The following is a 25,138-nucleotide window of genomic DNA, read 5'->3' as shown; positions in this document are numbered from 1 at the left end:
GTACTCAAGTTCTCCGTTCCTGCACGTCAGAGAGAAGATCAGGAGAAGCGGTGTTGCGCGCGCGGCGCGCGCGACACGGGTGTAGGCGGGCAGATGCGGTGGGGTGGTGAGCCGGACGGCGGCGGCGCGCCTCGAACGGAGCGCGAGCTCCGCCGCCAGCAAACCGAGCGTGCCGTTCGTCCATCGCCGCTCGAAAGAAGAAGTCTGATTAGCGGGTGAGCTGGACCGACAGTAGAGTTCGGCGCATGTGGACATTTCACATCTCAGCACTTCCGCTCCGCCGCACGAGCCGCGTGCAGGCGACATCGGTGCCGCTGTGCCTCGTCGTCGCGCTGGCGGGCTGTTCGCCCAAGGCCCGCAGCTTCCAGGGCTCCGGCGGCTCGGGCGCCGGCAGCGACGGGGATCACGGGGTCGGGGCGGGTGACCCCGGCGCTGGCTGGGACGGAGAGGCCCCTGCGTGCGCGGCCGAGACGCAGGCGGCCGACTGCGACGATGACAATCCATGCACCGCGGACGCGTGCACTGCAGGCGCGTGCGTCAACGTCCCGCTCGACGGCGTGCCGGCCCTGCCGTCCGGGCAGATCGCGGGCGACTGCCAGATCCTCACCTGCGCTGCCGGGCAGCCGTATCCTGCGCCGGACGGCGCCGACGCCGAGGACGACGGCGACCCATGCACGAGCGACGGGTGTCAACGCGGGGTCGCCACGCACGTCGTGGCTGCAGGCGCGCCGTGCGGCCAGGGCCGCGCCTGCGACGCAGCGGGCGCGTGCAGGGGCGCGAACGGCCGGGCGTGCGGCGGGCCGAGGGACTGCGCGAGCGGGAAATGCGTCGACGGCGTCTGCTGCGACACCGCTTGCGACGAAACCTGCATGGCTTGCAACGTCGAGCGGTCGGTCGGCACGTGCTCGCCCCTCGGCCCCGGAGTCGAGGACGATCCGGGCTGCGTGCTGGACGACAAGGTCTGCAATGGCGCGGGCGCTTGCAAGCTGGCGCCCGGCCGGCGGTGTCATCGACACGAGAGCTGCGCGAGCGGCGTCTGCCGCGGGAACGGCCGCTGCGGCGAGTTCCTGGCGGAATGAATCACCATCGTTCCCGTCGATCGCGACCCCGACACCGCGTGGTCGCTCATCTGGCCCCAGCCAGCGCCACCGCGTCGGGGCCGGCCGGGAAGCGGAGCTGCCCTGACGCGTCGTTCGCCGCGCGCCACACCCCTTCGGCCACGTCCGACTCGCTCGTCACCAGCGCCGGCTGCCCGAAGGAGGCGAAGATACGCTGTGCGAGAGGCGCGTAGGCCTCGGGAATCAGCCCTTCCATGCGGGGTCCCCCGTTGCTCGTGAAGCGCGTCGTCGGGCCGTAGCCCGGCTCGACGAGCTTCACGCGCACGCCGAAGGCCTCGAGCTCGAACGCGAGCGACGCGGTGAACCCCTCGATGGCCATCTTGCTCGCGGTGTACACGGCGACCAGCGGCATCGGCGCGAGCGTCGCGCTCGACGTCACGTTCACCACCACGCCCGATCGCCGCGCGCGGAGCTGGGGCAGCACGGCCTGCGTCATCGCCATCACGCCGAACGTGTTGGTCTCGAACACCTCGCGCACCGTGGTCATCGGCGTGGCCTCGAAGGCGCCCATGAGCCCGATGCCGGCGTTGTTGACGAGAACGTCGATGGGCCCGCTCGCCTCCAGCGCAGCCGCGATGCTCTCGGGCTTCGTCACGTCGAGCGCGATCACGCGCAGCCGGTCCGATCGAGGCAGCACGTCCTCGCGCGGCGTTCTCATGGTGGCGACGACGTTCCAGCCCTGCGCGTGGAAGCGGCGCGCGGTTTCGAGTCCATATCCCGAGGAGCAACCCGTGATGAGCACAGTGTTCATGAAGGGAAGATAGCGGCGGCGCGCTGGACTATCTATCATTGGTAGTCCACGTTTCGTTTGCTAGAGTCCGGACATGAACGACCCTCTCTCGGAGGTCATCGCGCTGCTCCAGCCGCGCGCGGTGTTCTCGAAGCGCATCAGCGGCGCCGGTCGCTGGGGGGTCCGCTACGCGGACTTCGGCCAGCCGAGCTTCTGCGCCGTGCTGGAGGGCAGCTGTCGTCTCGCCGTCGACGGCGAGCGCGCCCTGACGCTCGAGGCGGGCGACTTCGTGCTCCTGCCGGCGACGCCGGGGTTCACCCTGTCGGGCTTCGAGCCGGTGAGGCCAGAGCGCATCGACCCGAAGGTGACGCCCGCGCCGACGGGCGAGGTCCGCCACGGCACGCGCGGTGGACGCCCGGACGTGCGGCTGCTCGGCGGCTACTTCCTCTTCGACTCGCCCGACGCGGCGCTGTTCGTGTCGCTGCTGCCAGCGGTGCTGCACGTGCGCGGCGTCGAGCGCCTCTCGGTGCTTGTACGGCTCGTGGGCGACGAATCCAACGAGCAGCGATCGGGGCGCGACCTCGTGCTCACGCGGCTCGTGGAGGTGCTGCTCATCGAAGCGCTGCGGTCGGCTCCGGCCGAGGACGCGCCTCCGGGGCTCCTGCGCGGGCTGGCCGATCCGCGGCTCGCGCCGGCGATACGGCAGATGCACGCCCAGCTCGCGCGCGCGTGGACGGTCGCCCAGCTCGCCAAGACGGCGGCCCTCTCACGCTCGGCGTTCTTCGAGCGCTTCAGCCGCACCGTGGGCCTGCCGCCCATGGAATACCTGCTCGCCTGGCGCATGGCCGTCGCGAGGGATCTGCTCCGCCGCCACGATCTCGGGATCGCCGAGGTCGCCGAGCGCGTCGGCTACGGCTCGGCGAGCACGTTCAGCACCGCGTTCAGCCGACACGTGGGCCAGCCTCCGGGTCGCTACGCACATGAGGCCGTTTCGCGCCCCGGGGTGGCGAGCTCCGGTCCGCAGCAAGGCTCGAGCCTTCCGTCGCAACGCTGAACCACCGCGAGGCCCTGATGACAGGCAGCGCGGGCGCGACCTGCTCAGCGGGTGGGTTTACTACGACGCAAAGGGGACTACCAAACTGCTGTGGGAACCCTGCCCTCGAAGACCAGCGCCGCGCCTGTTCGTCGGGCGGCGAAACGCGCGCGACACGCGCGAGCCCATCAAGCGACGCTTGACCTCCCGGAGCCGCTGAGACCACATGGGAAGCCATGATCAACGCCCCGGTCCGGCCCGGCGACGTCTTGGCGGGCAAGTACCGCGTGGAGCGTCTGCTCGGCACGGGGGCCGTGGGGATCGTCGTCGCGGCGCTCCACGTCGAGCTCGACCAGCGCGTCGCCGTGAAGTTCATGCGCTCGGCCCACCACGTCACCGCCGACGTGCGCGCGCGCTTCTTGCGCGAGGCGCGCGCGGCGGTGCGGCTGCGCAGCCAGCACGTCGCCCGCGTGTTCGACGTCGGCACCCTCGAAAGCGGCGCGCCATACATCGTCATGGAATTCCTCGAAGGGCGTGATCTCGCCGCGTTGCTCAGGGAGAGCGGGTCGCTCTCTCTCGACGACGCCGTGGAGTACGTTCTCCAAACGTGTGAAGCCGTCGGCGAGGCGCACGCCGTCGGGATCGTTCACCGCGATCTGAAGCCGGCGAACCTGTTCGTCACCCAGGACGTCAGCGGCGCGTCGTGCATCAAGGTCCTCGACTTCGGGATCTCGAAGATCAGCGGCGCGGAGCTCGCCCTCACCGAAGACGACCAGCAGCTCGGCACCCCCTACTACATGTCGCCGGAGCAGATGAGCTCGCCGAAGGATGTCGACGCGCGCAGCGACCTCTGGGCGCTCGGCGTCCTCTTGTATGAGCTCATCGCCGGGCAGACGCCGTTTCACGCGGAGACCTTGGCGGAGTTCTACGGGCGCATGCTCGCGGCGAAGCCTACGCCGCTCCACCAGCGCCGGAGCGGCGTGCCCCCGGAGCTCGACGCGGTGATCCTGCGGTGTTTGATGCACGATCGCGAGCAGCGCTGGAGCGACGTGGCAGCGTTCGCCGGCGCCCTTGCGCCTCACGCGCCCATGCGAGCGCGGGGTTATCCGGAGCGGGTCTCTCGGGTGCTCAACATGCGGCGGTCGTCTCTGTCGGGAGCCACGGACGCGCCGGGGTCGCGCCGCGCGGAGGCCTCCCCGCCGTCGCCCGGCGCCGGGGCGGAGCGGTCGCTCGAACCGCGCCCGTCGGATTCCGTGGCGAAGACAGCGCTCACCACGTCCTGGCCCAGCGGCGCCCTACCGCCCTTCGGGGTGCTGCTGTCGAAGCCGCGCTATTGGGCTCCCCTTCTCCTCGGCGGTGCGTTCGTCGCGGGCGCTGCGCTGGCGGTGATCGCCTGGGGAGGGCAGGAGGGGGCGCGATCCCCGGCGCCGACAGAGCCGCCGGCGGCCTCCGTCGGCGCGCCGAACGCGGCCCCATCCGCGCCCGTTGAACCCCAGGCTCCCCCCTCCGCGCCCGCCTCCCACGACGCGAGCGCGAAAGCGCAGCCGGAGCCCACCTCGCCGTCGCCGTCGCCGTCGCCGTCGCCGGCGGCCACGCTGAAGCTGAAGACGACAACGCCCCCCCTGCGGGCGAAGCCCCCGGCCAAGGCCCCTCCCACCCCGAGGCGTGAGCCGACGTTCTCGTACGACGAGCGGCGCTAACTATGGGACAACGGCGACCGGCGTCGATATAATGGAATCGGTGCGTGGCCCAGGACCAGTGCGTGTCAAGCGCAGTGTCATCGCCGCGAGCGCGCTGATCCTATCGTTATCGCTCGCGCCGCGCGCCCTCGCGGAGCCGACCGCCGAGGACCGGGCGGCCGCCGATGTGCTCTTCCGCGAGGGACGCGCGCTCGTCAAGCAGGGCAGCTACGCCCTGGGGTGCTCGAAGCTCGTCGCAAGCCAGAAGCTGGATCCAACGGCCGGGACGCTGCTCGCCCTGGCGGATTGCTACGAGCTCAATGGCGAGACGGCGAGCGCTTGGGCGACCTTCAACGACGCCGAGGCAATGGCGCGCAGAGCGGGCGATCGGCGGCGCTCGAAGGAAGCGGGGCGGCGGGCGAGCCTCCTCGAGCCGCAGCTCTCGAGGCTCGTCATCGAGGTGGCGCCGGAGGCCCGGGTCGAGGGGCTCGAGGTGCGGCGCAACGCGAAGCCGCTCGATGCGGCGATGTTCGGCTCGGCGATCCCGGTCGATCCGGGCGAGCATACGATTGATGTGGTGGCGCCTGGCAAAAAGGCGTGGAGCACGGAGGTGGTCGTCGAGCCGAAGCCAGGGCAGAGAACGGTACACGTCCCTCTGCTCGAAGACGCGCCCGCGCCACGGCGGGAAGCGCGCGTGCCAGCGGCCACGAGCGCCGCGCCCACGGCGAGCTCGTGGAGCGCGCAGCGGACCGTCGGGCTCGCGCTGGGCGGGGTGAGCTTGGCCGGGATCGCGGTAGGCGCGGTGTTCGGTGTCGAGACGCTCTCGAAGATGAGCGAAGCGCGCAACCAGCACGGGTGTACCAACGACGACCCTCCCCGTTGTGGCGCCGAGGGGGTCAAGCTCCATCAGGACGCCAACACGACCGCCAACATCTCCAACGTGGCGTTCGCGGCGGGAGGCGCGGCGCTCATCACTGGCCTGGTCGTGTTCCTGACCGCGCCGTCGAGCGAGGCCGCGCCGTCGACGGCGCTGGAGGTGCGCCTGGGGCCTCCGGCCGAGCTCGGAACAGCGGGGCTGTCGTTGCGAGGTAGCTTTTGAGATGCGCCAGATGCGACCATGGGGGCTCGTCGTCGGGGGCGCATTGCTCGTCGCCGGCTGCCAGATCATCGCGGGCGTGCGCACCGACGCGGAGCTGAACCAAGGAGGCGACGGCGGCGAAGCGTGCAGCGTTTCTCCCGGGTGCCCGGGCGGCGTCTGTCAGGACGGCGTCTGCAAGCCGGCCGAGGCGAAGTGCGCGCTCGACCTCGAGCCGTTCGACATCCTCACGTCCGAAGACCTCGGCGGCCACGAGGTCGACACCTCCTCGCTCGTGCTGGCAAGCGGACCCGGTCGCGTATTTGTCTCGATCATCGACAAGACTGCCAGCCGGCTCGTGATCGGGACGGTGCACGAGCTCGGGGAGCCAGCCGGGTCGAAGACGGAGTTCCCGTTCACCGACGGCGCGGCTTTCGTCACCGGCCGCGAATCCGGAGGGCGAGTGTTCCTTCAGGGCAGGGTGGGGTATGAGATCGGGCAGCTCGTCTTCCCCACGACCGCCGACGGCGTCTCGTCCGAGGGGACGTTCCAGCGGTTTCCCGCGCTCGCACTGGAGTGCTCGAGCCCCAACGTGGCGACGTCGATGGCGTTCGTCCCGGCGGGCGATAACACCCTTTACGCCGCGACCTGCGCGGCGCCGGGCGGCTCGACGCGAGCGCTCGTCGTCGGTGGATCGTCCGAGCCTGCGCCGACCCTGGTGGCCCAGGGCGCACGTACCGATGCCTCGCTCAACGTTCGCTACTACACCGTCACGAACGGCCAGCACCTCCTCTTGTTGGATGACAACGCGACCGGAGAGGCGTTCTTCAGAACGGGCGCCTCGCGCGCCGATCTCGGCGTGGCGCGCCAGATCCAGTTCAGCCCATCTCCTGACGAGGTGGAGTCCTTCTTCGGGGCGTTCCCGCTGCCCGAGGGCGATGGCGTCACGCTCTTGATCGTGCACCTCGTCCCTCCGCCGAGGCTCGCCCTCTCGGCGGAGGTAGGCGTCGTGAAGGACTTTCTGTCGCTCGGACAGGTTCCCCCGCCCGGCTTTACCCCTGTCTTCAAGCTCCAGAATGTAAACCAGTACAACCCCCCAGGCCCCGCCGCGAGCGACGGCGAGAACGTGTATTTGACGTTGGTGCCGCCGCCTGGAAAGAGCGTGAACCTGGGCTGGTTCACGCGAACAGGTGAGAACGTGCTCCCCAACCAGCTTATCTTCTCCCTTCCGGACGGCAGCAGCGCGCAGATCCTCGGCTCGACCGTCGCGCAGCTCGGCGTCAAGCTGCTCGTCGCCTGGATCGAGCAGCGCGACGGCGCCTACTCCGTGCGCGGCCAGCGGCTCATCTGCACGCTGCAATGACGCGCCAACCGGCGCGGCCAGCTTGAGCGACCCATTGTTCGGCGGGAGCTCCTCGGGACCGCACGTCCTTTCGCGACCCGTCCACGATTCTCACCTGGCTCGCCATCGTCACAGCACGTAAAGGTGCCCGAGCCGAGGCTCAGAGCGCGCAGCGCGGATCCAGCCCGCCGCAGGCGCCCGCGCTGCGGGGCGAAGCGCCTGGAGGCGCGGGGCGCTGTGCTGTCACGTTCGCTGCAGCGCATACGCGATGCCGCTCCGCAGCGTCCCCGCCGTGACCAGGCCCCGCAGGTCGGCGTCGAGCTCGATGAGCGTCCGCGCGATCGCCGGCTGGATGCCGGTGAGCACCACCTGCGCGCCGAGCAGCCCGACCGCGCGCGCGGACTGCACGAGCATCTCCGCGACCTGGACGTCCACCGCCTTGACCCCGGTGATATCGATGATCGCGATGCGGGCCGCGTGCCTCTCCACCCCCTCCAGCAGCGTCTCGATGATCCGGCTCGCCCGCGCGCCGTCGAAGAACCCGATGAGCGGCATCACCAGCACCCCCTCGGCGATCGGCAACAGCGGCGTCACGAGCTCCCGTATCGTGTCCTGCTGCGCCGCGAGCAGCTCGTCCCGCGCGGCCTCCCGCTCGCGCTCCGCCGCCTTGACCCGCGTGATGTCCACCGAGATGCCGGCGACCGCGCCCTCCGGGATGCCCTCACCCCGGACAGGGAACTTGATCGAGTAGAACGTCTTCTCGCCTCGGGCGTCAGGGACGGGATCCTCGGCCTCGAGCGGGGCGCCGTTCCTCCGCACCAGGTCATCGACGTCTTTGTAAATAGCCGCAACTTCCGGTGGAAAGAAGTCGCTGTCGGTCTTTCCGAGCATGCTGCCCCGGGCCGCCCCGACGAGCTCCTCCACCGAGCGGCTCACCAGGAGAAAGGCGCCTTCCCGATCCTTTGCAACCATGAGGACCGGCGCGTGATCACAGAACGTCGCGAGCAGCGCCTCGCTCCTGAGGAGGCGCTGCTCGCGGCGCTTTCGCGCTGTCACGTCCTCGGCCGACAGAAAAATCTCGCGCGCCGATCCATCCTCGCTCCGCGCGAAGACCTCCGCGCGCACCGCGAAGATGCGGTCGTCTCCCTCGCGGCCTCGCGCCCGGAGCTCGCCCTCGATCACCTCGCCGTCCCGCGCCCGCTTCAGCCGCTCCGCGCTCGCGGCGAGGCCGGCCATGTCGTCCGGGCATATCCGATCCAGGAGCGCCTCGACGCCGCGTGTCGAGAGCTCGTCGTCCGTACAGCCGAGCGAGCGGGCGAGGGCGGTGTTGTGCGCGATGAGCCGCCGCTCGTCGAGGCCCACGACACACAGGATCGTCGGCGCCGCGTCGAGCATCCTCCGGGCTCGCGCGCTGAGCGCGTCCTGCTGCTCCTTGGCCCTGGTCTCCTTCATCGCGGCAGGCCTCTCCTCATGGCGGCTCCTTCCAGGCCCGGCGGCGGACGCGCGGACCAGAGCTCGACCCATGATAGCCACGGCGCGCGCGCGGCGAAACCGAAGACGCGGCGCCGCTTCCCTGTCGCGGCCGCCTGGCGCGGCGCCGCAATCTGGCTTACCCGCGCAGGCGACGATCGCGGCGCGCGTCACGCAATGCAGCCTACCGTGCTGAGCAGCGGCGGGCTCAGGGGAGCAAGCTGCACTTCGACAGGGGCGTTCGGTAGTCCATCGCCTGGGTGTTGCGCTCGAACTCCTCCAGGTTGTTCGGACAGACGACGTACCAGCCAGCGTCGGTGAAGGCGCTCACTTGCCTGTCGGTGGTGACCAGATCGTACGCCAGCATGACGGTATCGTAGCCCCAGCCGAACAGCTTCTGGCCGAGGAGCACGTCCACGTACCCCGCGCGCATGCGATCCATGTACTCCGGCAGCGTATCGAAGGCCACCGAGTGAATGCTCTTCTCCTTCGCTCTCGCGGTGAGCATCGGCGCGTTCTGCGCGAGGTCGGGCTCGCCGAGGAGCTTGCTGTAGGAGAAGAAGAAGCCCGTGATCTCGGGGTCCTCCACCAGGGCGTCCTCCGCGGTCTTCGCGCAGAAAGGGTTCGCGTAGTCGCAGCACACGCAGGGGAGGCTCACGGCGTTCGTCATGTCCGGGTACTTCTTCAGCGCCTCGGAGAAGCCGGCGAGCCGGTCGATGAACGTCCCCGCGGGGGTGGGGGTGTAGACGCCGTTACCGTCGTCATCCATCATCGTCTGCAGGGCGATCTTGCCGGTCTTCCCGTTGATGGTCGCGAGCGCATCCATGAGGAACGCGGCGGCAGCCTTGTTGTCCATGCCGTAGTAGGTGTGGCGCTTGCTGGTCGGAGCGTCGCCGCCGTACGTGACGACCTTGATGCCGGCGTCCACCGCCTTGTTGATGAGGTCGTTCTCGCATTCCCCGCTGAAGACATCGACGGATATCGCATCCACCTTCATGTCGATGACCTCTTGCAGCACGTCCATCTGCGGCCGGGCGAGGTAACAGGCGTCGTCGGGGTCCAGCGGCTTGCCGTCGTCCGTGAGCACCGGACATTCAGGGTCCAGGATCATCAGGTGGACCGGCCGCGCGCTCGTCGTCGACAGCTCGCTCTGCGCCTGCGCGGCGCCCGCGCGACCCAGATCGTGGAACCGATTGCACTTGCTGTGGGTGATGTAAGCGATGGTCAGCGGCGCTTCCGTCGTGCTCTCGCTGGAGCTGCAGGCAAGCGCGCTGGTCGCCAGAAGGATGCCCCCGAAGATGGCGCGATCGACCATGAATCCCCTCCTCTTCTCGAACTAGCTCGATCCGTTTCACCGACCCTGACGGTCCAGCGCGGCTGTGCGCGCGCCGACCTCCGGGCCCCTGCTGCGATGGCGCGCGCTCGGCGCGCCTCGCCCTCATTCACGGCGCACGTGGCGCGGCGCCTGTCCGCCGCGGGCTTGCCCGACAGGAACCGCATACGCGATGCCGCTCCGCAGCGTCCCCGCCGTGACCAGGCCCCGCAGGTCGGCGTCGAGCTCGATGAGCGTCCGCGCGATCGCCGGCTGGATGCCGGTGAGCACCACCTGCGCGCCGAGCAGCCCGGCGGCGCGCGCGGACTGCACGAGCATCTCGGCGACCTGGACGTCCACCGCCTTGACCCCGGTGATGTCGATGATCGCGATGCGGGCCGCGTGCCTCTCCACCCCTTGCAGCAGCGTCTCGATGATCCGGCTCGCCCGCGCGCCGTCGAAGAACCCGATGAGCGGCATCACCAGCACCCCCTCGGCGATCGGCAACAGCGGCGTCACGAGCTCCCGTATCGTGTCCTGCTGCGCCGCGAGCAGCTCGTCCCGCGCGGCCTCCCGCTCGCGCTCCGCCGCCTTGACCCGCGTGATGTCCACCGAGATGCCGGCGACCGCGCCCTCCGGGACGCCCTCGCCGCGGAGGGGGAACTTGATCGTGTACAGGGTCCGATCGCCCTGGGCCTGCGGGACGATCTCCTCGGCCTCGAACGGGGCGCCGCTCCTCCGCACCAGGTCATCGACGTCTTTGTAAATGGACGCAACTTCCGCCGGACAGAAGTCGCCATCGGTCTTTCCGAGCATGCTGCCTGGGCTCGCCCCGACGAGCTGCTCCGTCGAGCGGCTCGCCAGGAGGAAGGCGCCGTCACGGTCCTTCGCGTACATGAAGACAGGGGCGCGGTCGCAGAGCGCCGCGAGAAGCGCGTCTCTCCTGGGACCGCCCTGTTCGCGGCGCTTTCGCGCAGTCACGTCCTCGGCGAAGACGACGACCTCGCGCACGGCGCCGTCGTCCCCTCGCGTGAAGACCTCCGCGCGCACGGCGAAGAGCCGCTCCTCTCGCCCTCCCTCGATGGTCCGCGCCCGCAGCTCGCCTTCGACGACCCCGCCCTCGCGCGCCGCGGCGAGCCCGGCCGCCCGCGCGGCGAGGCCGGCGAGATCGTCGGGGTGAATGCGCGCCGAGAGCGCCTCGACGCCCCGCGAGAGGAGCTCTTCTTCCGTGCAGCCGAGCGCCCGGACGAGCGCGGCGTTGTGCCCGGTGAGCCGCGGTCCCGCGAGGTCCAGGACACACACGATCGCCGGCAAAGCGTCGAGCATCCGCTGGGCCCGCGAGGTCGTCGCGCTCTGCGTCCGGCTGGCCTCGGTCTCATTCATCGCGGGCATCACAGGAACTTCCATCGAGCATTTTCTGCCCGGTCAGGGCAAGAGGTCGCACTTCGTCAGAGGCGTCCGGTCGTCCTGAATGCCGTCAGACAGATCTCGATAGCGCACGATCCCCCTCCATGATGGCGCTACAACGGTCCTGAGCGACAAACGGGTTGAAACCGAATGCAAAACGGCGAGAAGTGAACCGCCAAGGCGCCAAGAGACGCCAAGAAAAGCATAAAATCTTGGCGTGTCTTGGCGTGTCTTGGCGCCTTGGCGGTTCACTTCTCTGGTTCCAGCCTGATCAACGCTCCAACCCGGCTTCATTATTACAACTAAGTGAAACAAAATCGGCTGTCAATGCCTTTTCCGTCCTCGTTCATGACGATGCCGACCGTGGCAGTTCCAGCAGGAGAGCATGCCAGTCACCCGTAGGGTACCGTCGGAGATGACTCCACGGTGGACCATTCGGCCCCTCATCTGGCGGACAGGCTGACGCAATCGAGCGTCATGGAGCGAGCTAGCGCGCGCGATCACAGCCCTACGCCGCCAGCGCCGCCTGAGCCCGCCGAGCCGCCGTCACCGCCTGCGCCGTCACCGCCTGCGCCGCCTCCGGCATCGGCGCTCGCGCCGCCTCCGCCGGCCCCGCCGGCCCCCCCGGCCCCGGTGGTCCCGCTCGCCTGAGAAGAGCTCGCGGAGACGCCCGTGTCGAAGCAGTTCGGGTTGTCGTCCTCGACGAAACAGCCCACCTCGATGGGGTGGCCGACCTCGACGCAGCCCCCCGAAAGGAGGGCTGTCGTGGCCGACAAGCGGAGGAGGAGCGCGGGAAAACGTGTGCTCTTCACCGTGAAGCTCCGTGGCTCGCGCGCCCGACGGTCGCGATGGAGGAGGGCCTGGCCGCCGCGGCCGGGCTGCCTGCGGCGGCGTCGTCGTCGAGGTGAAGCTCGATCCCGGCGAAGAGCGTGAGGCGGTTCTTCAGCGCGAAATCCGCGGTGGGGCCGCTCTCGACGAGGTAGCGCGGCTGCCCCTGGTTGGGCCCGACGACGTAGGGCTCATGGGCGGAGAACGCGTACTGCCCGCCGAGCATGTACCCGGCGCCCTTCACCCCGGGTATCGCGCCCGTCACCGCCGCGCGGAGCTCGAGCTGCGGCGGCACCTCGGGGCGAGGGGCGATGTTCGACGGATCGCCGCCATAGTACGCCTGGTCGGCGATCCGCCGGCCCATGTAGGCGGCCGCCAGGGACACGGCGCCAGAGCCGACCTCGTACGATACGCGGGCGTTGCCGTACACCTGCGGCGCGACCGTGATGGGGACGTCGTCGCCGGTGCCGAACCGCGCGTTCCGGTTGACCTGCTCGGCGGACATGCGGCGTCGCGTCGCGGCGAACGTGGAGTTCACGCCGACGCGCAGCTTCCGCTCGAGGAAGCTCGCCTCGAAGCCGAGGTTCGCGCCGTAGTTCTCGATGCCTGGCACGTTGTTGTACCTCGAGACGCTGGGCGCCTTCGCCCTCAGGAGCTGGAGCTCGATGACGTCCCGCCAGTCGGAGTAGAAGCCGCCGGCCGTGAAGGAGTACGCGCCGCTCCGGAACGACGAGACCGCCTCCAGGGAGGAGACCTTCTCCGGCTTGAGGCCGTCCGGGTTCGGCAGGAGCCTGCCGCTCACGGTGTAGAGCTCGACGAAGCTGGGCGCGCGGAACGCGCTCGAATAGATGAGCTTGAGCGACACGCGCTCGTCCGGCGTGAGGATCAGCGCGGCGCGCGGCGAGATCGCGTTCGCCACGTACTCGAGCGGGATACGCGAGTCGAGGTCGACCCGGATCCCGGCGTTGAGCGAGAGGGGCCGGAACAGGCGGAGCGTCTGCTGCACGTAGGCCCCGAGCGCGGCCTCGTCCTCGAGACGGTGCCCGCCGCCGTGCCAGCGCGTGCGCGCCGGGTCGGAGCCATAACTCTTCCCCGTGAGCTCGTCGAACGCGACGAACTCGAAGGCCGAGGTGCGGAGGCGCCCGTCGACGCCCGCCATGGTCGTGGAGGCGCCGTCGCCTGCCCAGTCGTACCGGGCCTGGAGCTCCAGCCCGACCCAGCGGGAGAGGAACAGCGCGTCCTTCCGGCAGGGGCCGGACGGGCCGCGCGGGCACTGCTCTGGATCGAGCACGTCGAGCGGGACGTGCGGCACGAGCGGATCGTGGCCCACCACGTAGCGCGAGCGCTCGATCCGGCTGTACCCGAAGTACCCGCGCGCCACGCCCTCGATCCGCTCGCTCAGGCGGGCGCGATAACGCACGCTGGTCAGGACGAGCGACTGCGTGTTGTCGTTGCGGGCGTCGTCAAAGGCCCCGACGCGGTTCTCGTGGAGATCCATGAAGGGCGCGGCCCACGACGAGCGCGTCGCCTGCGCGACGGCGGTCAGGTCGCCGGCGTCGAGGCGCACGAAGGCGCCTGCCTTGCGGCGAAACCACTGCTCCTCCACCGTGCCGCCCCAGAAGCCGGGCTCGGCGTGCGAGCCGAGATCCATGACGGACACGCCGTCCGCCAGGACCGGGAGCCGCTGCTTCGGGAAGCTCACCTCGGGCCCCTCGAAGCGGTGGATGTCGACCGCCGCCACCACGCCCGCGGGCTGCCCGAGCAGCGTGAAGCGGCGCCCGAAGCCGAGCGTCGCCGTGCTCTCGCCCCCGACGCGCTCGACGTCCGGCGCCCTGATGTCGCCCGATTCGTCGAGCGGCGGCGACGCCCCGAGCGTCAGGGAGGCGCGGATGCCCTGGTGATCGGCGGCCTTCTTCGTGACGACGTTGATGACCCCCAGCATGGCCTGCGCGCCGTAGAGCACGGAGCCAGGGCCCAGGACCACCTCGATATGGTCGACGATCTCGATCGGGATATCGTGCAGGAAGACGGCGCCGCCGCCCTGCTCGTTCACGACCATGCCGTCGAGCACGATCAGCACGTGGCTGTTCGAGTCGCGGGTCAGGGCGACCCCGCGCGCGCCGACCTCCGGGACCGACATGCGGTCGTGCGCGAAGACGCCGCTCGCGAGGAAGGTGAGCGCGTCGGCGAGGCGCCGTATGCCGAAGAGCTTGAGCTGCGCGCCCGTGATCACCGACGACATGGCGGGCGCGTCGCTCTCGCGCTCCGCGGAGCGCGAGGCGCCCGACACGACGTTCTCTTCGAGGATCTCGAGGAGCGAGCTGACGTCCTCGGCCCGCGCCGCGCGCGGGGCGGCGGTCGACCACGCGAGCGACGCGGCGCAGATCAGTGCGAGACGGGTCGAGCTCACTCAGTAAATCCTTGCCAGTTTGAGGATGGGAGCGGGGAAGTCGATGTGCTGGGCCCGGGCCTGCGCGAGGTTGATGCTCATGCGCGGCTTGCCGTCCGCGACGTCGACGCCGAGCACGGCCCCCTGCGAGACATAGGGCTCCACGGCCGCGAAGCTCAGGATGCCCGTGTCCGTGAGCGCGCCGCGTATCGCGGCGACCTCCCTGCCGAGCCCCGAGGAGATGTACACGACGTTGATGTCGCGCGCGCGGCACGTCGCGGCGAGCTCGGACGCGCTCGAGTACTCGGCACTCTCCACGCGGATCGGTTTGTCACGCACCTTGCCGATGTCGTTCAGCGCCCTCCTCATCTGGAGCGCGGCGCTCGCCGAGTCCGCGTCGCCGGCCCGAGAGAGCAAGAGGAAAGAGACCTGTCCCCTCACCCGCTCTGAAAAGCCCCTGTCGTACGGCAGGATGCGCGTGACGATCTCCGCTTGCACGGCGAAGGGCGCCGTCGCCGGCTCCGCCATGACATGGAGCGGGACGAGGGCCGCCGCGACGAAGAGGCCGAGCACGAGGGCGCGCCGGCGAGGCGTCATGTCTTGCGTTCCTTGCCGCGCGACAGGCCGGCGAGCTTGCGGATGCGGAGCGCGGCTTGCACCTGCGGGGTGAGGGCGAGGAGATCGCCTTTCCTGCTGAAGACGCCGTCGAAGCCGAGCTCCGCGTAGCGCGATCCGGCCTCGGCGTCCGTGGTGTAGAGGTAGAAGAGCGGCGGCCTCTCGCCCTCGGGCACGGCGGCCTTGAGCGAGCGGAGGACGGCGGCGCCGTCGAGGCCCGGCATGAAGAAGTCGACGATGACGAGATCGCAGCCGCGCAGGTGACGGGCCGTGCCCACGAGCTGCGTCGTCGTGGCCACCTCGTAGCCCGCGCTCGACAGCTCGACGCGGATCCGCATCAGCACGATCTCGCTGTCATCGATCACCAGGATGCGTCCGCCGTGTGACATCGAGTCATTCTCCGTTGCTGAGAGGGGCAGCCTGGGGGCGGATCACGAACGCCGCGCCGGTCCGGCGCGACGCGTCCACCTCGATGAGCCAGCCGACCGAGAGGAGATCGGCGCGGACCGCGGAGAGGCCGATGCCGCGGCCCGCGAGGTCGCTCACGTCGCCCTTCGTGCTCACGCCGGGGGTGAACAGGAGCTCGCGTGTCCGGCGCAGATCCTTCGGATCGACGCCGGCGCTCGTCGCGAGGGCGTCGAAGTCGATGCCCTGACCGTCGTCTTCGACGAGGAGGGTGGGCAGCGGCCGCTCGTCGATGCAGCTGGCGCGGATCACGCCGACCTCGGGCTTGCCCATCCGGGTGCGCGCGTCGGGGGGCTCGATTCCATGGGCGATCGCGTTCCGCACGAGGTGGAGGAACACGCCCGGGAGCAAGCGGGCGAGATCCGAGGGAATGGAGGCCTCGCGGCCGTCGATCTCGAGGCGGGCGCGCTTGCCCTCCCGCTCGGCCCAGCAGGGGACGCGCTCGAGGAGCGGCGCGAGCACCTCGCCGAACGGCCGCGCCGCGAGGCGGCGGACGATCTCGGCGGCCTCGCCGCCCTGCGGGCCGACGAGCTCGACGAGCCGGGTGACGTCCGTGCGGCGGACCGTGATCTGGTCGAGGATCGCGCTGCCCACGGGCGAGGCGTCGACGAACGTCTCCTGGGCGCGCGTGAGCTCGTCCGCGACGCGGGTGAGCCGCGAGCGCCACGACGCCGAGTGCCCCTCGACCGAGGGCCTGTCCTCCGAGCGCGCGCGCGCCTGGACCCTGGAGAGCTCGTCCTCGAGCGTCATGATCTCGTCCGCGAGGCGCTCCAGGTCGAACGACCGGGCCTCGCCCTTCATGGTGTGCAGCTGCTGCAAGAGCTCGTCGATGTCGGCGGGGCAGAGCTCCCCGTCGGGCCTCAGGATCTCGCTGCACCGGGCCACGCGCTCGCGCGAGATCTCGATGAAGCGGACGAAGACCTGGCCGCCGCCGGCGATGAGGCGGCGCATGGCGGCGATCTGGCGCGCGTGCTCCTCGTCCTTGGTCTTGACGCTCTCCGTGAGGCGCCTGAGCTCGGTCTGGTCGGTCGCGAGCAGCATGATGCGCGCGATCTTCTGGCCGGAGACGATGGGGCAGAGCTCGATCCGCAAGAACCTCCGGTCGCCCGGCGCGCGCTCGAACCACACCTCGCGCGGGGCGAGCTCGGCGATCTCCGGGAAGGCGTCGACCTCCGCGTCGAACGCCGCGTCGACCCATTGCCGGAGCGCCTGGCTCTCGACGCAGAGCGGCCCGCCGCGGTAGAGGAGCTCCGCGACGTGGTTGCCCTCCGCGGCGCGGTCGCCGAAGATCTGCCTGGCTTCTTTCGAGGCCTCGCTGCCCAGCCGGCCGTCGGGGCCGAAGGCGACGATGGCCTCGCGCATGTTATCGAAGAGCTCGCGGAGGCTCTCCGTGGCCATCTCGAGCCTGCCCTCGCGCTCGAGGATGGCAGAGCTCATCGCATTGAAGACGTCGGCGAGCCGGCCGAGCTCGTCGTTCGTGCGGACGTTCACGCGGACGGCGCGGTCCCCCTCCCCGACGCGCCGCGCGGCGTCGACGAGCCTCGAGAGCGGACGCACGATCTGCCACCTTGCGAACGCGAGGAGCAGGAAGGCCGTCATCGCGCCGACGATGCCCGCGAACTCGAGGATGTTGCGGCGGGCCGCGGCGAACGCGGCGTTCTCGGGCTCGAGGGAGAAGACGAGCACGAGCGTCCCGAGGCGCCGCCCGTCGTCGCGCACGACCGGGCGGGCGACGCGTATCTCGCGCTCCAGGACCTGGTTCTCGGCGCCGCGCGCGGTGAACGCCGACAGGCCGTCATCCGGCTGACCGATCTTGGCGACGGGCTCGGCGTCGCTGCCCCACGCGACAGCGGCGATGAGCGCGCGGTTCGACCGGAGCTGGTCGAGGTCGCCCTGCGCCGTGTCGCGATCGCCGAAATCGAGCGGCGCGGTCAGGGAACCCGAGAGAAGGTCCGCCATCATCGATGCGGCGTTCGCCTTCGCCGACACGAGGTCATCTCGTGTCTTCTGGATCACCTGATTGGCGACCAGCACGGTGACGCTGGTGAGGACCACCACGGTCGCTGCGGCGAGCTTGACGCCGATGCCGAGCTGAACGCCGGAGCGCCGTTGCGCCGCTGGGGGCCGGGAGACAGGGGCAGAGACCAACATCACGCGTTCGGCGCGGCAGGCCGTATCCGAGCCAAGAAATGGTCGAATCCAAGAGCGTGCGTCATCCGCGCCCCCCTCCACGGCAGAAGCTTCGCCAGGCGCACCATCGGAACCACCCGAGGGACGAGGACAGGCGCATGGCGATGCCTTTCCGACCTCGACGGTACGTAGTTCATTTCATTTCTGCAACAGGATTTTCCTCGCGCACCGCCGATGTGGCTGTCCGCACGTCGCGTCGCTCGCGTCGCTCGCGTCGCTCGAGCGCTCGCTCGCCAAGCATGAAGGAGATTGTCGCATTCGCCTCTCCTCTGGCGCCCGCTCGTCCGTATCGGGCGGCTCGTCGCCGCCGCGGCGCCATGACGTCGCGCGTCACTCCGGCGACGGCGGCGCTGCTGCATCGTGTAGGCTTACGGACATGCCCATCACGCGACTCACGAAGCCTGATTCGAAGTTTCGCCTCGATGACGTCTCGACCGATCCGCCTCGGGACGCGACGAAGCAGGAGGCGGCGGAGCGGCTCAAGGAGCTCGGCGAAGAGCTGCTCGAGATGCAGGAGCTCATGTGGGGGGCGAGGACGCACAGCATCCTCATCGTCCTTCAGGGCCGCGACGCGGCCGGCAAGGACGGGGCGATCAAGAACGTCGTCGGCGCGCTGAACCCGCGCGGCGTCACGGTGAGCTCGTTCGGCGTGCCCACGACGGAGGAGCGAGAGCACGACTTCTTGTGGCGTATCCACCGGCAGGCGCCGCGCGCGGGGGAGTTCGCCATCTTCAACCGCTCTCACTACGAGGATGTGCTCGTCGTGCGCGTGCACGACCTCGCGCCCAAGTCGCTGTGGGGGGAGCGCTACGGCCACATCAGCGACTTCGAGGAGCTGCTCGCCGAGCACGGGACCATCGTGATCAAGTTCTTCCTGCACATCAGCAAGAAGGAGCAGGAGAAGCGGCTGCTGGAGCGCGAGGAGAACCCGTCGACCGCGTGGAAGCTCAACGTGAACGACTGGAAAGAGCGGGAGCACTGGGACGAGTACACCGAGGCTTACGACGAGGTCTTCCGGCGCTGCTCGTCCAAGCACGCGCCCTGGTACATCGTGCCGGCCGACGCGAAGTGGTACCGCAACCTCGTCGTCGCCGAGACCGTGGCGGAGACGATGCGGGAATACCGCGACGGCTGGCTGAAGACGCTCGAGCGGAACGGGAAGGCAGGCCGCGAGGAGCTCGACGAGTACCGGAGGTCGCGGGGGGGGCGGAACAAGGGGTGAGCGCGCCCGACCGATATCCACCCTGACCAGGCGCAGAGCGCAAGTCGCGCGCTGCGACCTGCGTGGGCTCCCGACGCCATGGCACGGAGCGCCACGCGAGGGATTCCCTGGTTGCATGAACCATTGAGTTCGCCAGCCGGCGGGGCCAATCGACGACCTTTGTACTCGTCGGCGATCTCAACACGTGGCCACGCGCGGCGCAGTCAGGAGGTCGTCCACGGTGGCCGCCGGGGGGACGGCCCTCGGCTCGCCGACGTGCTCGTCTTCCAGGGAGGCCGTGGCCGGGCGCCGCCGCGCGTGCGCCGTGCGGGGCCGAGCGGCTCGGCCGATTGACGCGCTGCCGCTCGGGTGATGCAATTCCGGCGAGGAGGAGGGGGGCATGCAGCTCGACGATCCCAGGCACGAGTACAACCCGTACGCTGCTCCGACGACCGACGACGCGCGCTCCTATGGCGAGGACGAGCAGGACGAGCACGTCCTCGCCGAGCGCGGCACGCGGTTCGGCGCGCGGATCCTCGACAACCTGCTGCTCGTCGGCTCGGCGATCCCCGTCATGAGTCGTCGTCGCCCCGCCCAGGGCGGGATCCTGATCGCCCTCCTCGCCGCATGATCCACCGCGACACGCTCCGCGAGCCGCTCGACACGAGCGCCGAGATCGAGACGCCGGAGCACGTGCGGTTCCGCCACCAGATCGCGGGCCCCGCGCGGCGCGCGCTCGCGTACCTCATCGATCTGGTGGTGCGCGGCATCATCGTCTTCGCGGTCGGGATGCTCGCCGCGATCGGCGGCATCGCCGTGGGGCCAGCGCTGCGCGGCGCGTCGACGGGCTTCGTGCTGCTGGTCCTCTTCGCGATCGAGTGGGGGTATTATGTCTTCTTCGAGACCCTCTGGAGCGGCTGCACGCCCGGCAAGCGCGCCCTCTCGCTGCGCGTCGTCACCGACGGCGGCCAGCCGCTCCGCTTCGGGGACAGCCTGCTGCGCAACCTGCTGCGCGCCGCGGATCTCCTCCCCCCGTTCATCGATCCGCTCTCGTTCCTCGGCACGTACGCGGTCGGCCTCGCCGTCATGGGCCGTGATCCGCGCTTCCGCCGCCTCGGCGATCTCGTGGGCGGCACCCTCGTGATCGTCGAGGCGCGCCACACGGTCGCCGGCCCGCTCGTCCTCCGACCTGCGCCGAGCCCCGCGGAGCTCTCGAGGCTGCCCGCGCGCCTCCCGCTCTCCGGCGAGGAGCTCGACGCCATCGAGCTCTTCCTCCGCCGCCTCGATCGCCTCTCGCCCGCGCGCGCGAGCGAGCTCGCGGAGATGACGGCGCCCGTGTTCGCGCGGCGCATGGGCGTCCGCTACAAGGACGCCACGCGCTTCCTCGGCGTCCTCCACCACCGCGCGCACGCGCACCGCGGCGGCCAGGAGGGGGCCGCGAGCGGCCCGGAGCCCCGCCGCGAGCGCAAGAAGGAGGTGAGCGCGTGATCGGCGCCCGCTCCCAGGACGAGTTCGTCGCGGCCCGCAGGCCGGACTGGCAGGAGCTCGATGGCCTCCTCCTCCACGACAGCGGTTCGCTCGCGAAGAAGGACGGCGCCGCCATCTCGCGCCTCGCCGCGCTCTACCGCTCGCTCTGCACCGATCTGATGCGCGCGCGCGCGGCGCGCTACACGCCCGATCTCACCGCGTACCTCGACGCGCTCGCCGCGCGCGCGCACGCGACGCTCTACGGCGCGGAGCCCTTCCGCCTCCCCGACATCGTCACCTTCTTCGCCCGCGATTTCCCGCGCGCATTGCGCGCGAACGGCCGCTTCTTCGCGATCGCCTGCGCGCTCTTCTTCCTCCCCTCGCTCGTCGGCATCGCGGGCGCGCTCGCCTCCGACGAGTTCGCCACCCACGTGCTCCCGAGCCCGGTGCTCCAGGGCATGGCCCAGATGTACAGCGAGGGCCTCACCGGGCGCGACGCGGGCACCGACACGGGCATGGCGGGGTTCTACGTCTTCAACAACGTCGGCATCGCCTTCCGCTGCTTCGCCACCGGCGTGCTCTTCGGCGCGGGCAGCATCTTCTTCCTCATCTACAACGGCCTCTTCACCGGCACCGTCGTCGGCCACGTGATGAGCGTGGGCCACGGCGGCAACATCTGGACGTTCATGTGCAGCCACGCGCCCTTCGAGCTCACCGCGATCGTGATCGCCGGCGGCGCGGGGCTCGAGATGGGCTACGCGCTCGTCGAGACGCGCGGCCGCACGCGCGTCGGCTCGCTCCGCCGCGCGGCGCCGTCCATCGTGCGCCAGGTCCTCGGCGCGGCGGCGATGCTGCTGATCGCCGCGGGGATCGAGGGCTTCTGGTCCCCCTCGGGGCTCCCCCCGCCGGTGAAGTGGGCGGCCTCGGGCGTCTCCTCGCTGCTCATCGTCCTCTACCTCGCGCTCGCAGGTCGCCCCGCGAAGGAGGCCTCGCGATGAACCTCGGCGCCTCCGCGATCGTGCTGCGCCCGCGCTCGCTCTCCGAGATCCTCGATCTCGCCTGCCGCCTCTGCATGTCGCTCGCGCTCGGCCTCTACGCGCGGCTCTCGGCGATCCTCTTCCTCCCGATGCTCGCCGGCTGCCTCGCGCTGCGGCACGCGGCGGGCTGGTCGTGGCCCGAGGTGTGGGGCGTCGCGATCGCGCTCGGCGGCGTCGCGCAGGGCGTGTTCACCGTCGCGGTGGGGCGCCTGCTCTTCTCGGAGGAGCTCGGCGCGGGCCAGGTGCTCCGCCTCTTCAGGGCGCGCCTCTCGTCGTACCTGTGGATGCTCTTCTTGAGCCGCCTCCTGCTCGCCGCGGCCGCGCTCCCGCTGCTCCTCGGCCTCCCCCTCGCCTGGCCGCGCCTCGTCTTCGTGCACGAGGCCAGCTTGCTCGAGGCCGCGCGCGCCGGCGACGCCATCCAGCGCAGCAGCCGCTTCGTCACCGGCCGCGTCGCCGCGGCCCTGGGCGCGCTGATCGCGCTGCTCCTCGCGCAGGCCGGCGTCGCGCTCACGGTGGAGCTGCTCGGCCAGTCGCTCGTCGACGCGATCCTCCAGCTCGGCAAGCCGTTCGGCGCGCTCCTCGACGACGGCGGCTCGCCCTTCGCGCTCGCGGGCTTCTTCGCCGGAATCCCGTACGTCGCGACCGCGCGCTTCCTCCACTACATCGACGCGCGCACGCGCGCCGACGGCTGGGACATCCAGCTGCGCTTCCTCGCCATCGCCGCGCGCGAAGGCGAGAAGAGGGCCGCCGCGTGAGCCGCCGCGCGCGCCTCGTCGCCGCCCTCTTCGCCCTCTCCGCGGGCGCGCCGCTCGCGCGAGACGCCCGGGCGGAGGACGTGGAAGAGAACGTGTACGGGAGCGTGCGCGACGCCCTCGAGGACGATCGCTACCGCTTCTGCCACGAGGCCGACTACCCGCTCACGCCCGACGAGCACGCGTGGTGCCCGATCATCGCCGGATCGAGCGACGTGTGCCCGGAGCTCCCCGCCGCGTGCAAGCTGCCCCCGGTCGAGCTCTCGCGATCGGCCGCGCCCGGCCGCGGCGGCCGCGGCGCGTCCGGCAAACATCGCGCGGGCGGCGCGCCGGTCGATCGCGGCCCGAGCGAGGACGACCGCCGCCGCCCCTGGCCCGAGATGCGCGTCGATCTCTCGGGGATGAGCGTCTTCGCGTCGGTGCTCTTCATCGGCCTGCTCGTGGTCTTCTTCGGGGGGGTGATCCACGCGCTGCTGAAGAACCTGCTCCGCGATCGCGCGCCCGCCGACGAGGCCAAGGCGGAGAGGGCGCCCGCGCGCGGCCCCACGCCCGAGGACACGGCGAAGCGCGAGGTCGAGACCGACGTGCAGCGCCTGCTCGCGCGCGCGCGCAGCCACGCGGCCCGCGGCGACCACGCGCGCGCGATCGACGACGCGTACGCCGCGCTCCTGCGCCGCCTCGACGGGGATGGTCTCATCGAGATCCACCCCTCTCGCACCAACGGCGACTACGTGCGCAGCCTGCGCGAGCGGCCCGATCTCAAGGGCGCGATGAGATCGATCGTGCGCGACGTGGAGGGCGTGCAGTTCGGCGTCACGCCGCCCTCCGAGCCGATCTTCCGCGCGGTGATGGACCGCGTCGTCCCGCTCGTGAGCCGCGCGCTCTCGCTCGCGCTCGTCGCCTTCGGGCTCTCCGCCGCGCTCTCCTGCACGCCGCACGGCGGCGGCGACGAGGGCGGCGGCGATCGGTCGCCCTCGGGCACCCAGGCGGTGCTCGAGGTGCTCGAGGAGCAGGGCTTCGAGGCGCGGCGCCGCGGCGAGGCGCTCACGGCGCCCGATCGCGCGCTCGCGCTGGTGGTGCTGCCGGGCGCGGCGATCGACGACGCGACGTGGAAGGACCTCTTCGCGTGGGTGAGCGACGAGGGCGGCACGCTCTTCCTCGCCGGGCTCCCGCGCCTGCCCGACGAGGTCGAGCTCGGCTTGCGCGTGGCCCAGGACGCCGAGACGTCGACGGCGCTCGCCGCGGACTGGTCGCGCGGGCTCCGCGCCTCGCTCCCGCCCGGCAAGCGCCTCGTCGACGCGGCCGGCGACGAGCCCGAAGAGCTCTACATGATCACGCGGGGCGAGTCGTCCTCGACCGCGGGCGTCGTCCGCCGCCTCGGCCAGGGCAAGGTCATCGTCGTCGCGGACGATCGGCTCGTGTCGAACGTCTCGCTCGCGGCCCCCGACAACGCGAAGCTCTTCCTCGATCTGCTCCGGTTCGCACCGTACGCGACCGAGGTCGAGCTCGTCGACGAGTGGACCGGCGTCGGCGCCGAGACGCCCTTCGCGGCCGTGCGCGACGCGAACCTCTGGCCCGTGATCGCGCAGCTCTTCCTGCTCCTCGCGCTGCTCTACCTCTGGAAGGGCAGCGCCTTCGCGCGCCTCCGCGATCCGCCCGCCGCGGGCCGGCGCGCCTTCGCCGATCACGCCCGCGCGCTCGGCCTGGCCTACCGGCGCGCGCGCGCCTCGCGCCACGCCGCGGGCCTCTACGCGAGCTGGGCGCTCGATCGCCTGCGCGAGCGCGTGCACCGGTCCGGCCGGCGGGGCCTCATCCCGCTCGCCGAGGCGATCGCCGCGCGCACCGGCCGCCCCGAGGCCGAGGTGATGCGCGTGCTGGTCGAGGCCTCCGGCGCCCGCGACGACGCCGCGCCCGCCTCGTCGCTCCGCGCGCCAGAGAGCGCGCGCGGCGCGCGGCCCTCGCCTCGCTCGCGCGACGGCGCCGCCGCCGATCTCGAGCTCGTGCGCGAGCTCCAGGGCTTCCTCGACGCGACCGGTCAGCGAACCTCCGATCGAAAGACGACATGAACCCGATTGAATTCCGCGATCGCTTCGATCTCCTCCGCCGCGAGGCCGGCAAGGTGCTCCTCGGCCAGGACGATCTCATCCTGCACACGCTCGTCGCCGTCCTCGCCGGCGGTCACGTGCTCATCGAGGGCGTGCCCGGCCTCGGCAAGACGCTGCTCGTGCGCACCCTCGCGCACGTGCTCGGCGCCACCTTCAAGCGCATCCAGTTCACGCCCGATCTGATGCCGAGCGACGTCACCGGCGGCAACGTCTTCAACCAGAAGGAAGACCGCTTCGTCTTCCACGAGGGGCCGATCTTCACGCAGCTCCTCCTCGCCGACGAGATCAACCGCGCGCCCGCCAAGACGCAGAGCGCGCTGCTCGAGGCGATGCAGGATCTCGCGGTCACCTCCGACGGCATCACGCGCGCGCTGCCGGATCCGTTCTTCGTCATCGCCACGCAGAACCCCATCGAGTCGCAGGGCACCTACCCGCTCCCCGAGGCGCAGCTCGATCGCTTCTTGATCCAGGTCAACGTCAAGCACCCCTCGCAGGCGGTCGAGAGGCTGATCCTCAAGAACCACGTCAACGGCTTCCACGCGGCGCGCCTCGATCGCTTCGAGATCCAGCGCGTCGCCACCGCCGCCGAGCTCGTGGAGATGCGCGAGGGGCTCGCGCGGATCCGCGTGGACGACGGCATCATCGAGTACATCGCCGACATCGTCGGCCGGAGCCGCGTGCACCGCTCGGTCTACCTCGGCGCCTCGCCGCGCGCGTCGATCGGCCTGCTCGCGGTCGCGCGCGCCATGGCCGCGAGCGAGGGCCGCGAGTACGTCATCCCCGACGACGTGAAGGCGCTCGCGCCCGCGATCCTGCGCCACCGGCTCATCCTGCACCCCGACGCCGAGATCGAGGGCGTGAGCGCCGACGACTGCGTCGACGACATCCTCCGCGAGGCCAAGGTGCCGAAGACGGCGGCCTGA

21 protein-coding genes are annotated in these 25,138 nt (G+C 70.9%); 12 read left to right on the top strand and 9 right to left on the bottom strand.

All coding sequences use genetic code 11. From position 1 onward, the window contains the following. The first annotated feature begins 245 nt into the window (after positions 1 to 245). Positions 246 to 1,079 carry a hypothetical protein gene (locus tag WMF27_RS07210; RefSeq protein ID WP_437944022.1) on the top strand — a complete coding sequence of 278 codons (834 nt, stop codon included), beginning with the start codon at positions 246 to 248 and terminating at the stop codon, positions 1,077 to 1,079. Between the two features lie 46 nt (positions 1,080 to 1,125). Here the strand turns inward: WMF27_RS07210 and WMF27_RS07205 are convergent, their stop codons facing one another. Then, complete coding sequence (locus tag WMF27_RS07205) at positions 1,126 to 1,869, bottom strand: SDR family oxidoreductase (RefSeq protein WP_437769658.1); 744 nt, start codon at positions 1,867 to 1,869, stop codon at positions 1,126 to 1,128. Positions 1,870 to 1,942: 73 nt separating this feature from the next. Between WMF27_RS07205 and WMF27_RS07200 the strand changes: the two genes are divergently transcribed. The 4 genes from WMF27_RS07200 (at position 1,943) to WMF27_RS07185 (ending at position 6,998) form a co-directional block, all read left to right on the top strand. Then, on the top strand, positions 1,943 to 2,902 hold the full coding sequence (locus WMF27_RS07200; protein WP_437769659.1) for an AraC family transcriptional regulator: 960 nt from the start codon (positions 1,943 to 1,945) through the stop codon (positions 2,900 to 2,902). A gap of 215 nt (positions 2,903 to 3,117) precedes the next feature. Further along, positions 3,118 to 4,581, top strand: a complete 1,464-nt coding sequence (locus WMF27_RS07195) for a serine/threonine protein kinase (protein WP_437769660.1) — start codon at positions 3,118 to 3,120, stop codon at positions 4,579 to 4,581. Next, the gene (locus tag WMF27_RS07190; protein ID WP_437769661.1) at positions 4,547 to 5,659 is read left to right on the top strand and encodes a hypothetical protein; all 1,113 of its coding nucleotides are present in this window, start codon (positions 4,547 to 4,549) and stop codon (positions 5,657 to 5,659) included. The genes WMF27_RS07195 and WMF27_RS07190 overlap by 35 nt, the downstream gene beginning before the upstream one ends. A 1-nt stretch (position 5,660) precedes the next feature. Continuing rightward, positions 5,661 to 6,998, top strand: a complete 1,338-nt coding sequence (locus WMF27_RS07185) for a hypothetical protein (protein WP_437769662.1) — start codon at positions 5,661 to 5,663, stop codon at positions 6,996 to 6,998. A gap of 222 nt (positions 6,999 to 7,220) precedes the next feature. On the opposite strand, the gene WMF27_RS07180 is transcribed toward WMF27_RS07185, so the two are convergent. The 8 genes from WMF27_RS07180 to WMF27_RS07145 form a co-directional block, all read right to left on the bottom strand. Further along, complete coding sequence (locus WMF27_RS07180; protein ID WP_437769663.1) at positions 7,221 to 8,429, bottom strand: PAS domain-containing protein; 1,209 nt, start codon at positions 8,427 to 8,429, stop codon at positions 7,221 to 7,223. Positions 8,430 to 8,655: 226 nt separating this feature from the next. Beyond that, the gene (locus WMF27_RS07175; protein ID WP_437769664.1) at positions 8,656 to 9,762 is read right to left on the bottom strand and encodes a substrate-binding domain-containing protein; all 1,107 of its coding nucleotides are present in this window, start codon (positions 9,760 to 9,762) and stop codon (positions 8,656 to 8,658) included. A gap of 123 nt (positions 9,763 to 9,885) precedes the next feature. After that, entirely contained in the window at positions 9,886 to 11,151 is a 1,266-nt protein-coding gene (locus WMF27_RS07170) for a PAS domain-containing protein (RefSeq protein ID WP_437769665.1), read from the bottom strand. Positions 11,152 to 11,666: 515 nt separating this feature from the next. Further along, positions 11,667 to 11,978, bottom strand: coding sequence for a hypothetical protein (locus WMF27_RS07165; RefSeq protein ID WP_437769666.1), 312 nt, complete (start codon positions 11,976 to 11,978; stop codon positions 11,667 to 11,669). Further along, the gene (locus tag WMF27_RS07160) at positions 11,975 to 14,404 is read right to left on the bottom strand and encodes a TonB-dependent receptor plug domain-containing protein (RefSeq protein ID WP_437769667.1); all 2,430 of its coding nucleotides are present in this window, start codon (positions 14,402 to 14,404) and stop codon (positions 11,975 to 11,977) included. The genes WMF27_RS07165 and WMF27_RS07160 overlap by 4 nt, the downstream gene beginning before the upstream one ends. Further along, positions 14,405 to 14,980, bottom strand: coding sequence for a YfiR family protein (locus WMF27_RS07155; protein WP_437769668.1), 576 nt, complete (start codon positions 14,978 to 14,980; stop codon positions 14,405 to 14,407). It abuts the gene before it with no gap. After that, a complete protein-coding gene (locus WMF27_RS07150) occupies positions 14,977 to 15,387 on the bottom strand; it encodes a response regulator (RefSeq protein WP_437769669.1) in 411 nt (136 codons plus the stop codon). Before WMF27_RS07150 ends, WMF27_RS07155 begins: the two co-directional genes overlap by 4 nt. 4 nt (positions 15,388 to 15,391) lie before the next feature. Then, the gene (locus WMF27_RS07145) at positions 15,392 to 17,614 is read right to left on the bottom strand and encodes a HAMP domain-containing protein (protein ID WP_437769887.1); all 2,223 of its coding nucleotides are present in this window, start codon (positions 17,612 to 17,614) and stop codon (positions 15,392 to 15,394) included. Positions 17,615 to 18,029: 415 nt separating this feature from the next. Between WMF27_RS07145 and WMF27_RS07140 the strand changes: the two genes are divergently transcribed. From WMF27_RS07140 to WMF27_RS07110, 7 genes are all read left to right on the top strand, one after another. Next, entirely contained in the window at positions 18,030 to 18,875 is an 846-nt protein-coding gene (locus WMF27_RS07140; protein ID WP_437769670.1) for a PPK2 family polyphosphate kinase, read from the top strand. A gap of 379 nt (positions 18,876 to 19,254) precedes the next feature. Next, positions 19,255 to 19,485 carry a hypothetical protein gene (locus WMF27_RS07135; protein WP_437769671.1) on the top strand — a complete coding sequence of 77 codons (231 nt, stop codon included), beginning with the start codon at positions 19,255 to 19,257 and terminating at the stop codon, positions 19,483 to 19,485. Further along, a complete protein-coding gene (locus WMF27_RS07130) occupies positions 19,482 to 20,342 on the top strand; it encodes an RDD family protein (protein WP_437769672.1) in 861 nt (286 codons plus the stop codon). Before WMF27_RS07135 ends, WMF27_RS07130 begins: the two co-directional genes overlap by 4 nt. Beyond that, entirely contained in the window at positions 20,339 to 21,319 is a 981-nt protein-coding gene (locus WMF27_RS07125) for a stage II sporulation protein M (protein ID WP_437769673.1), read from the top strand. The genes WMF27_RS07130 and WMF27_RS07125 overlap by 4 nt, the downstream gene beginning before the upstream one ends. After that, on the top strand, positions 21,316 to 22,113 hold the full coding sequence (locus WMF27_RS07120; RefSeq protein WP_437769674.1) for a hypothetical protein: 798 nt from the start codon (positions 21,316 to 21,318) through the stop codon (positions 22,111 to 22,113). Before WMF27_RS07125 ends, WMF27_RS07120 begins: the two co-directional genes overlap by 4 nt. Continuing rightward, complete coding sequence (locus WMF27_RS07115; RefSeq protein ID WP_437769675.1) at positions 22,110 to 24,176, top strand: DUF4350 domain-containing protein; 2,067 nt, start codon at positions 22,110 to 22,112, stop codon at positions 24,174 to 24,176. The genes WMF27_RS07120 and WMF27_RS07115 overlap by 4 nt, the downstream gene beginning before the upstream one ends. Next, a complete protein-coding gene (locus WMF27_RS07110) occupies positions 24,173 to 25,138 on the top strand; it encodes an AAA family ATPase (protein WP_437298446.1) in 966 nt (321 codons plus the stop codon). The genes WMF27_RS07115 and WMF27_RS07110 overlap by 4 nt, the downstream gene beginning before the upstream one ends.

This window comes from Sorangium sp. So ce281 (assembly GCF_051527395.1).
Classification (GTDB): domain Bacteria; phylum Myxococcota_A; class Polyangia; order Polyangiales; family Polyangiaceae; genus Sorangium; species Sorangium cellulosum_B.
This window is presented reverse-complemented; position numbering and strand designations above follow the sequence as displayed.

What these genes read in the sequence shown, in the direction of transcription:
- WMF27_RS07210 (WP_437944022.1), top strand. Translation starts at nt 246, where the DNA reads ATGTGGACATTTCACATCTCAGCACTTCCGCTCCGCCGCACGAGCCGC.
- WMF27_RS07110 (WP_437298446.1), top strand. Translation starts at nt 24,173, where the DNA reads ATGAACCCGATTGAATTCCGCGATCGCTTCGATCTCCTCCGCCGCGAG.
- WMF27_RS07145 (WP_437769887.1), bottom strand. Translation starts at nt 17,614, where the DNA reads ATGTTGGTCTCTGCCCCTGTCTCCCGGCCCCCAGCGGCGCAACGGCGC.
- WMF27_RS07150 (WP_437769669.1), bottom strand. Translation starts at nt 15,387, where the DNA reads ATGTCACACGGCGGACGCATCCTGGTGATCGATGACAGCGAGATCGTG.
- WMF27_RS07135 (WP_437769671.1), top strand. Translation starts at nt 19,255, where the DNA reads ATGCAGCTCGACGATCCCAGGCACGAGTACAACCCGTACGCTGCTCCG.
- WMF27_RS07195 (WP_437769660.1), top strand. Translation starts at nt 3,118, where the DNA reads ATGATCAACGCCCCGGTCCGGCCCGGCGACGTCTTGGCGGGCAAGTAC.
- WMF27_RS07155 (WP_437769668.1), bottom strand. Translation starts at nt 14,980, where the DNA reads ATGACGCCTCGCCGGCGCGCCCTCGTGCTCGGCCTCTTCGTCGCGGCG.
- WMF27_RS07185 (WP_437769662.1), top strand. Translation starts at nt 5,661, where the DNA reads ATGCGCCAGATGCGACCATGGGGGCTCGTCGTCGGGGGCGCATTGCTC.
- WMF27_RS07120 (WP_437769674.1), top strand. Translation starts at nt 21,316, where the DNA reads ATGAACCTCGGCGCCTCCGCGATCGTGCTGCGCCCGCGCTCGCTCTCC.
- WMF27_RS07170 (WP_437769665.1), bottom strand. Translation starts at nt 11,151, where the DNA reads ATGCCCGCGATGAATGAGACCGAGGCCAGCCGGACGCAGAGCGCGACG.
- WMF27_RS07200 (WP_437769659.1), top strand. Translation starts at nt 1,943, where the DNA reads ATGAACGACCCTCTCTCGGAGGTCATCGCGCTGCTCCAGCCGCGCGCG.
- WMF27_RS07175 (WP_437769664.1), bottom strand. Translation starts at nt 9,762, where the DNA reads ATGGTCGATCGCGCCATCTTCGGGGGCATCCTTCTGGCGACCAGCGCG.
- WMF27_RS07130 (WP_437769672.1), top strand. Translation starts at nt 19,482, where the DNA reads ATGATCCACCGCGACACGCTCCGCGAGCCGCTCGACACGAGCGCCGAG.
- WMF27_RS07205 (WP_437769658.1), bottom strand. Translation starts at nt 1,869, where the DNA reads ATGAACACTGTGCTCATCACGGGTTGCTCCTCGGGATATGGACTCGAA.
- WMF27_RS07140 (WP_437769670.1), top strand. Translation starts at nt 18,030, where the DNA reads ATGCCCATCACGCGACTCACGAAGCCTGATTCGAAGTTTCGCCTCGAT.
- WMF27_RS07180 (WP_437769663.1), bottom strand. Translation starts at nt 8,429, where the DNA reads ATGAAGGAGACCAGGGCCAAGGAGCAGCAGGACGCGCTCAGCGCGCGA.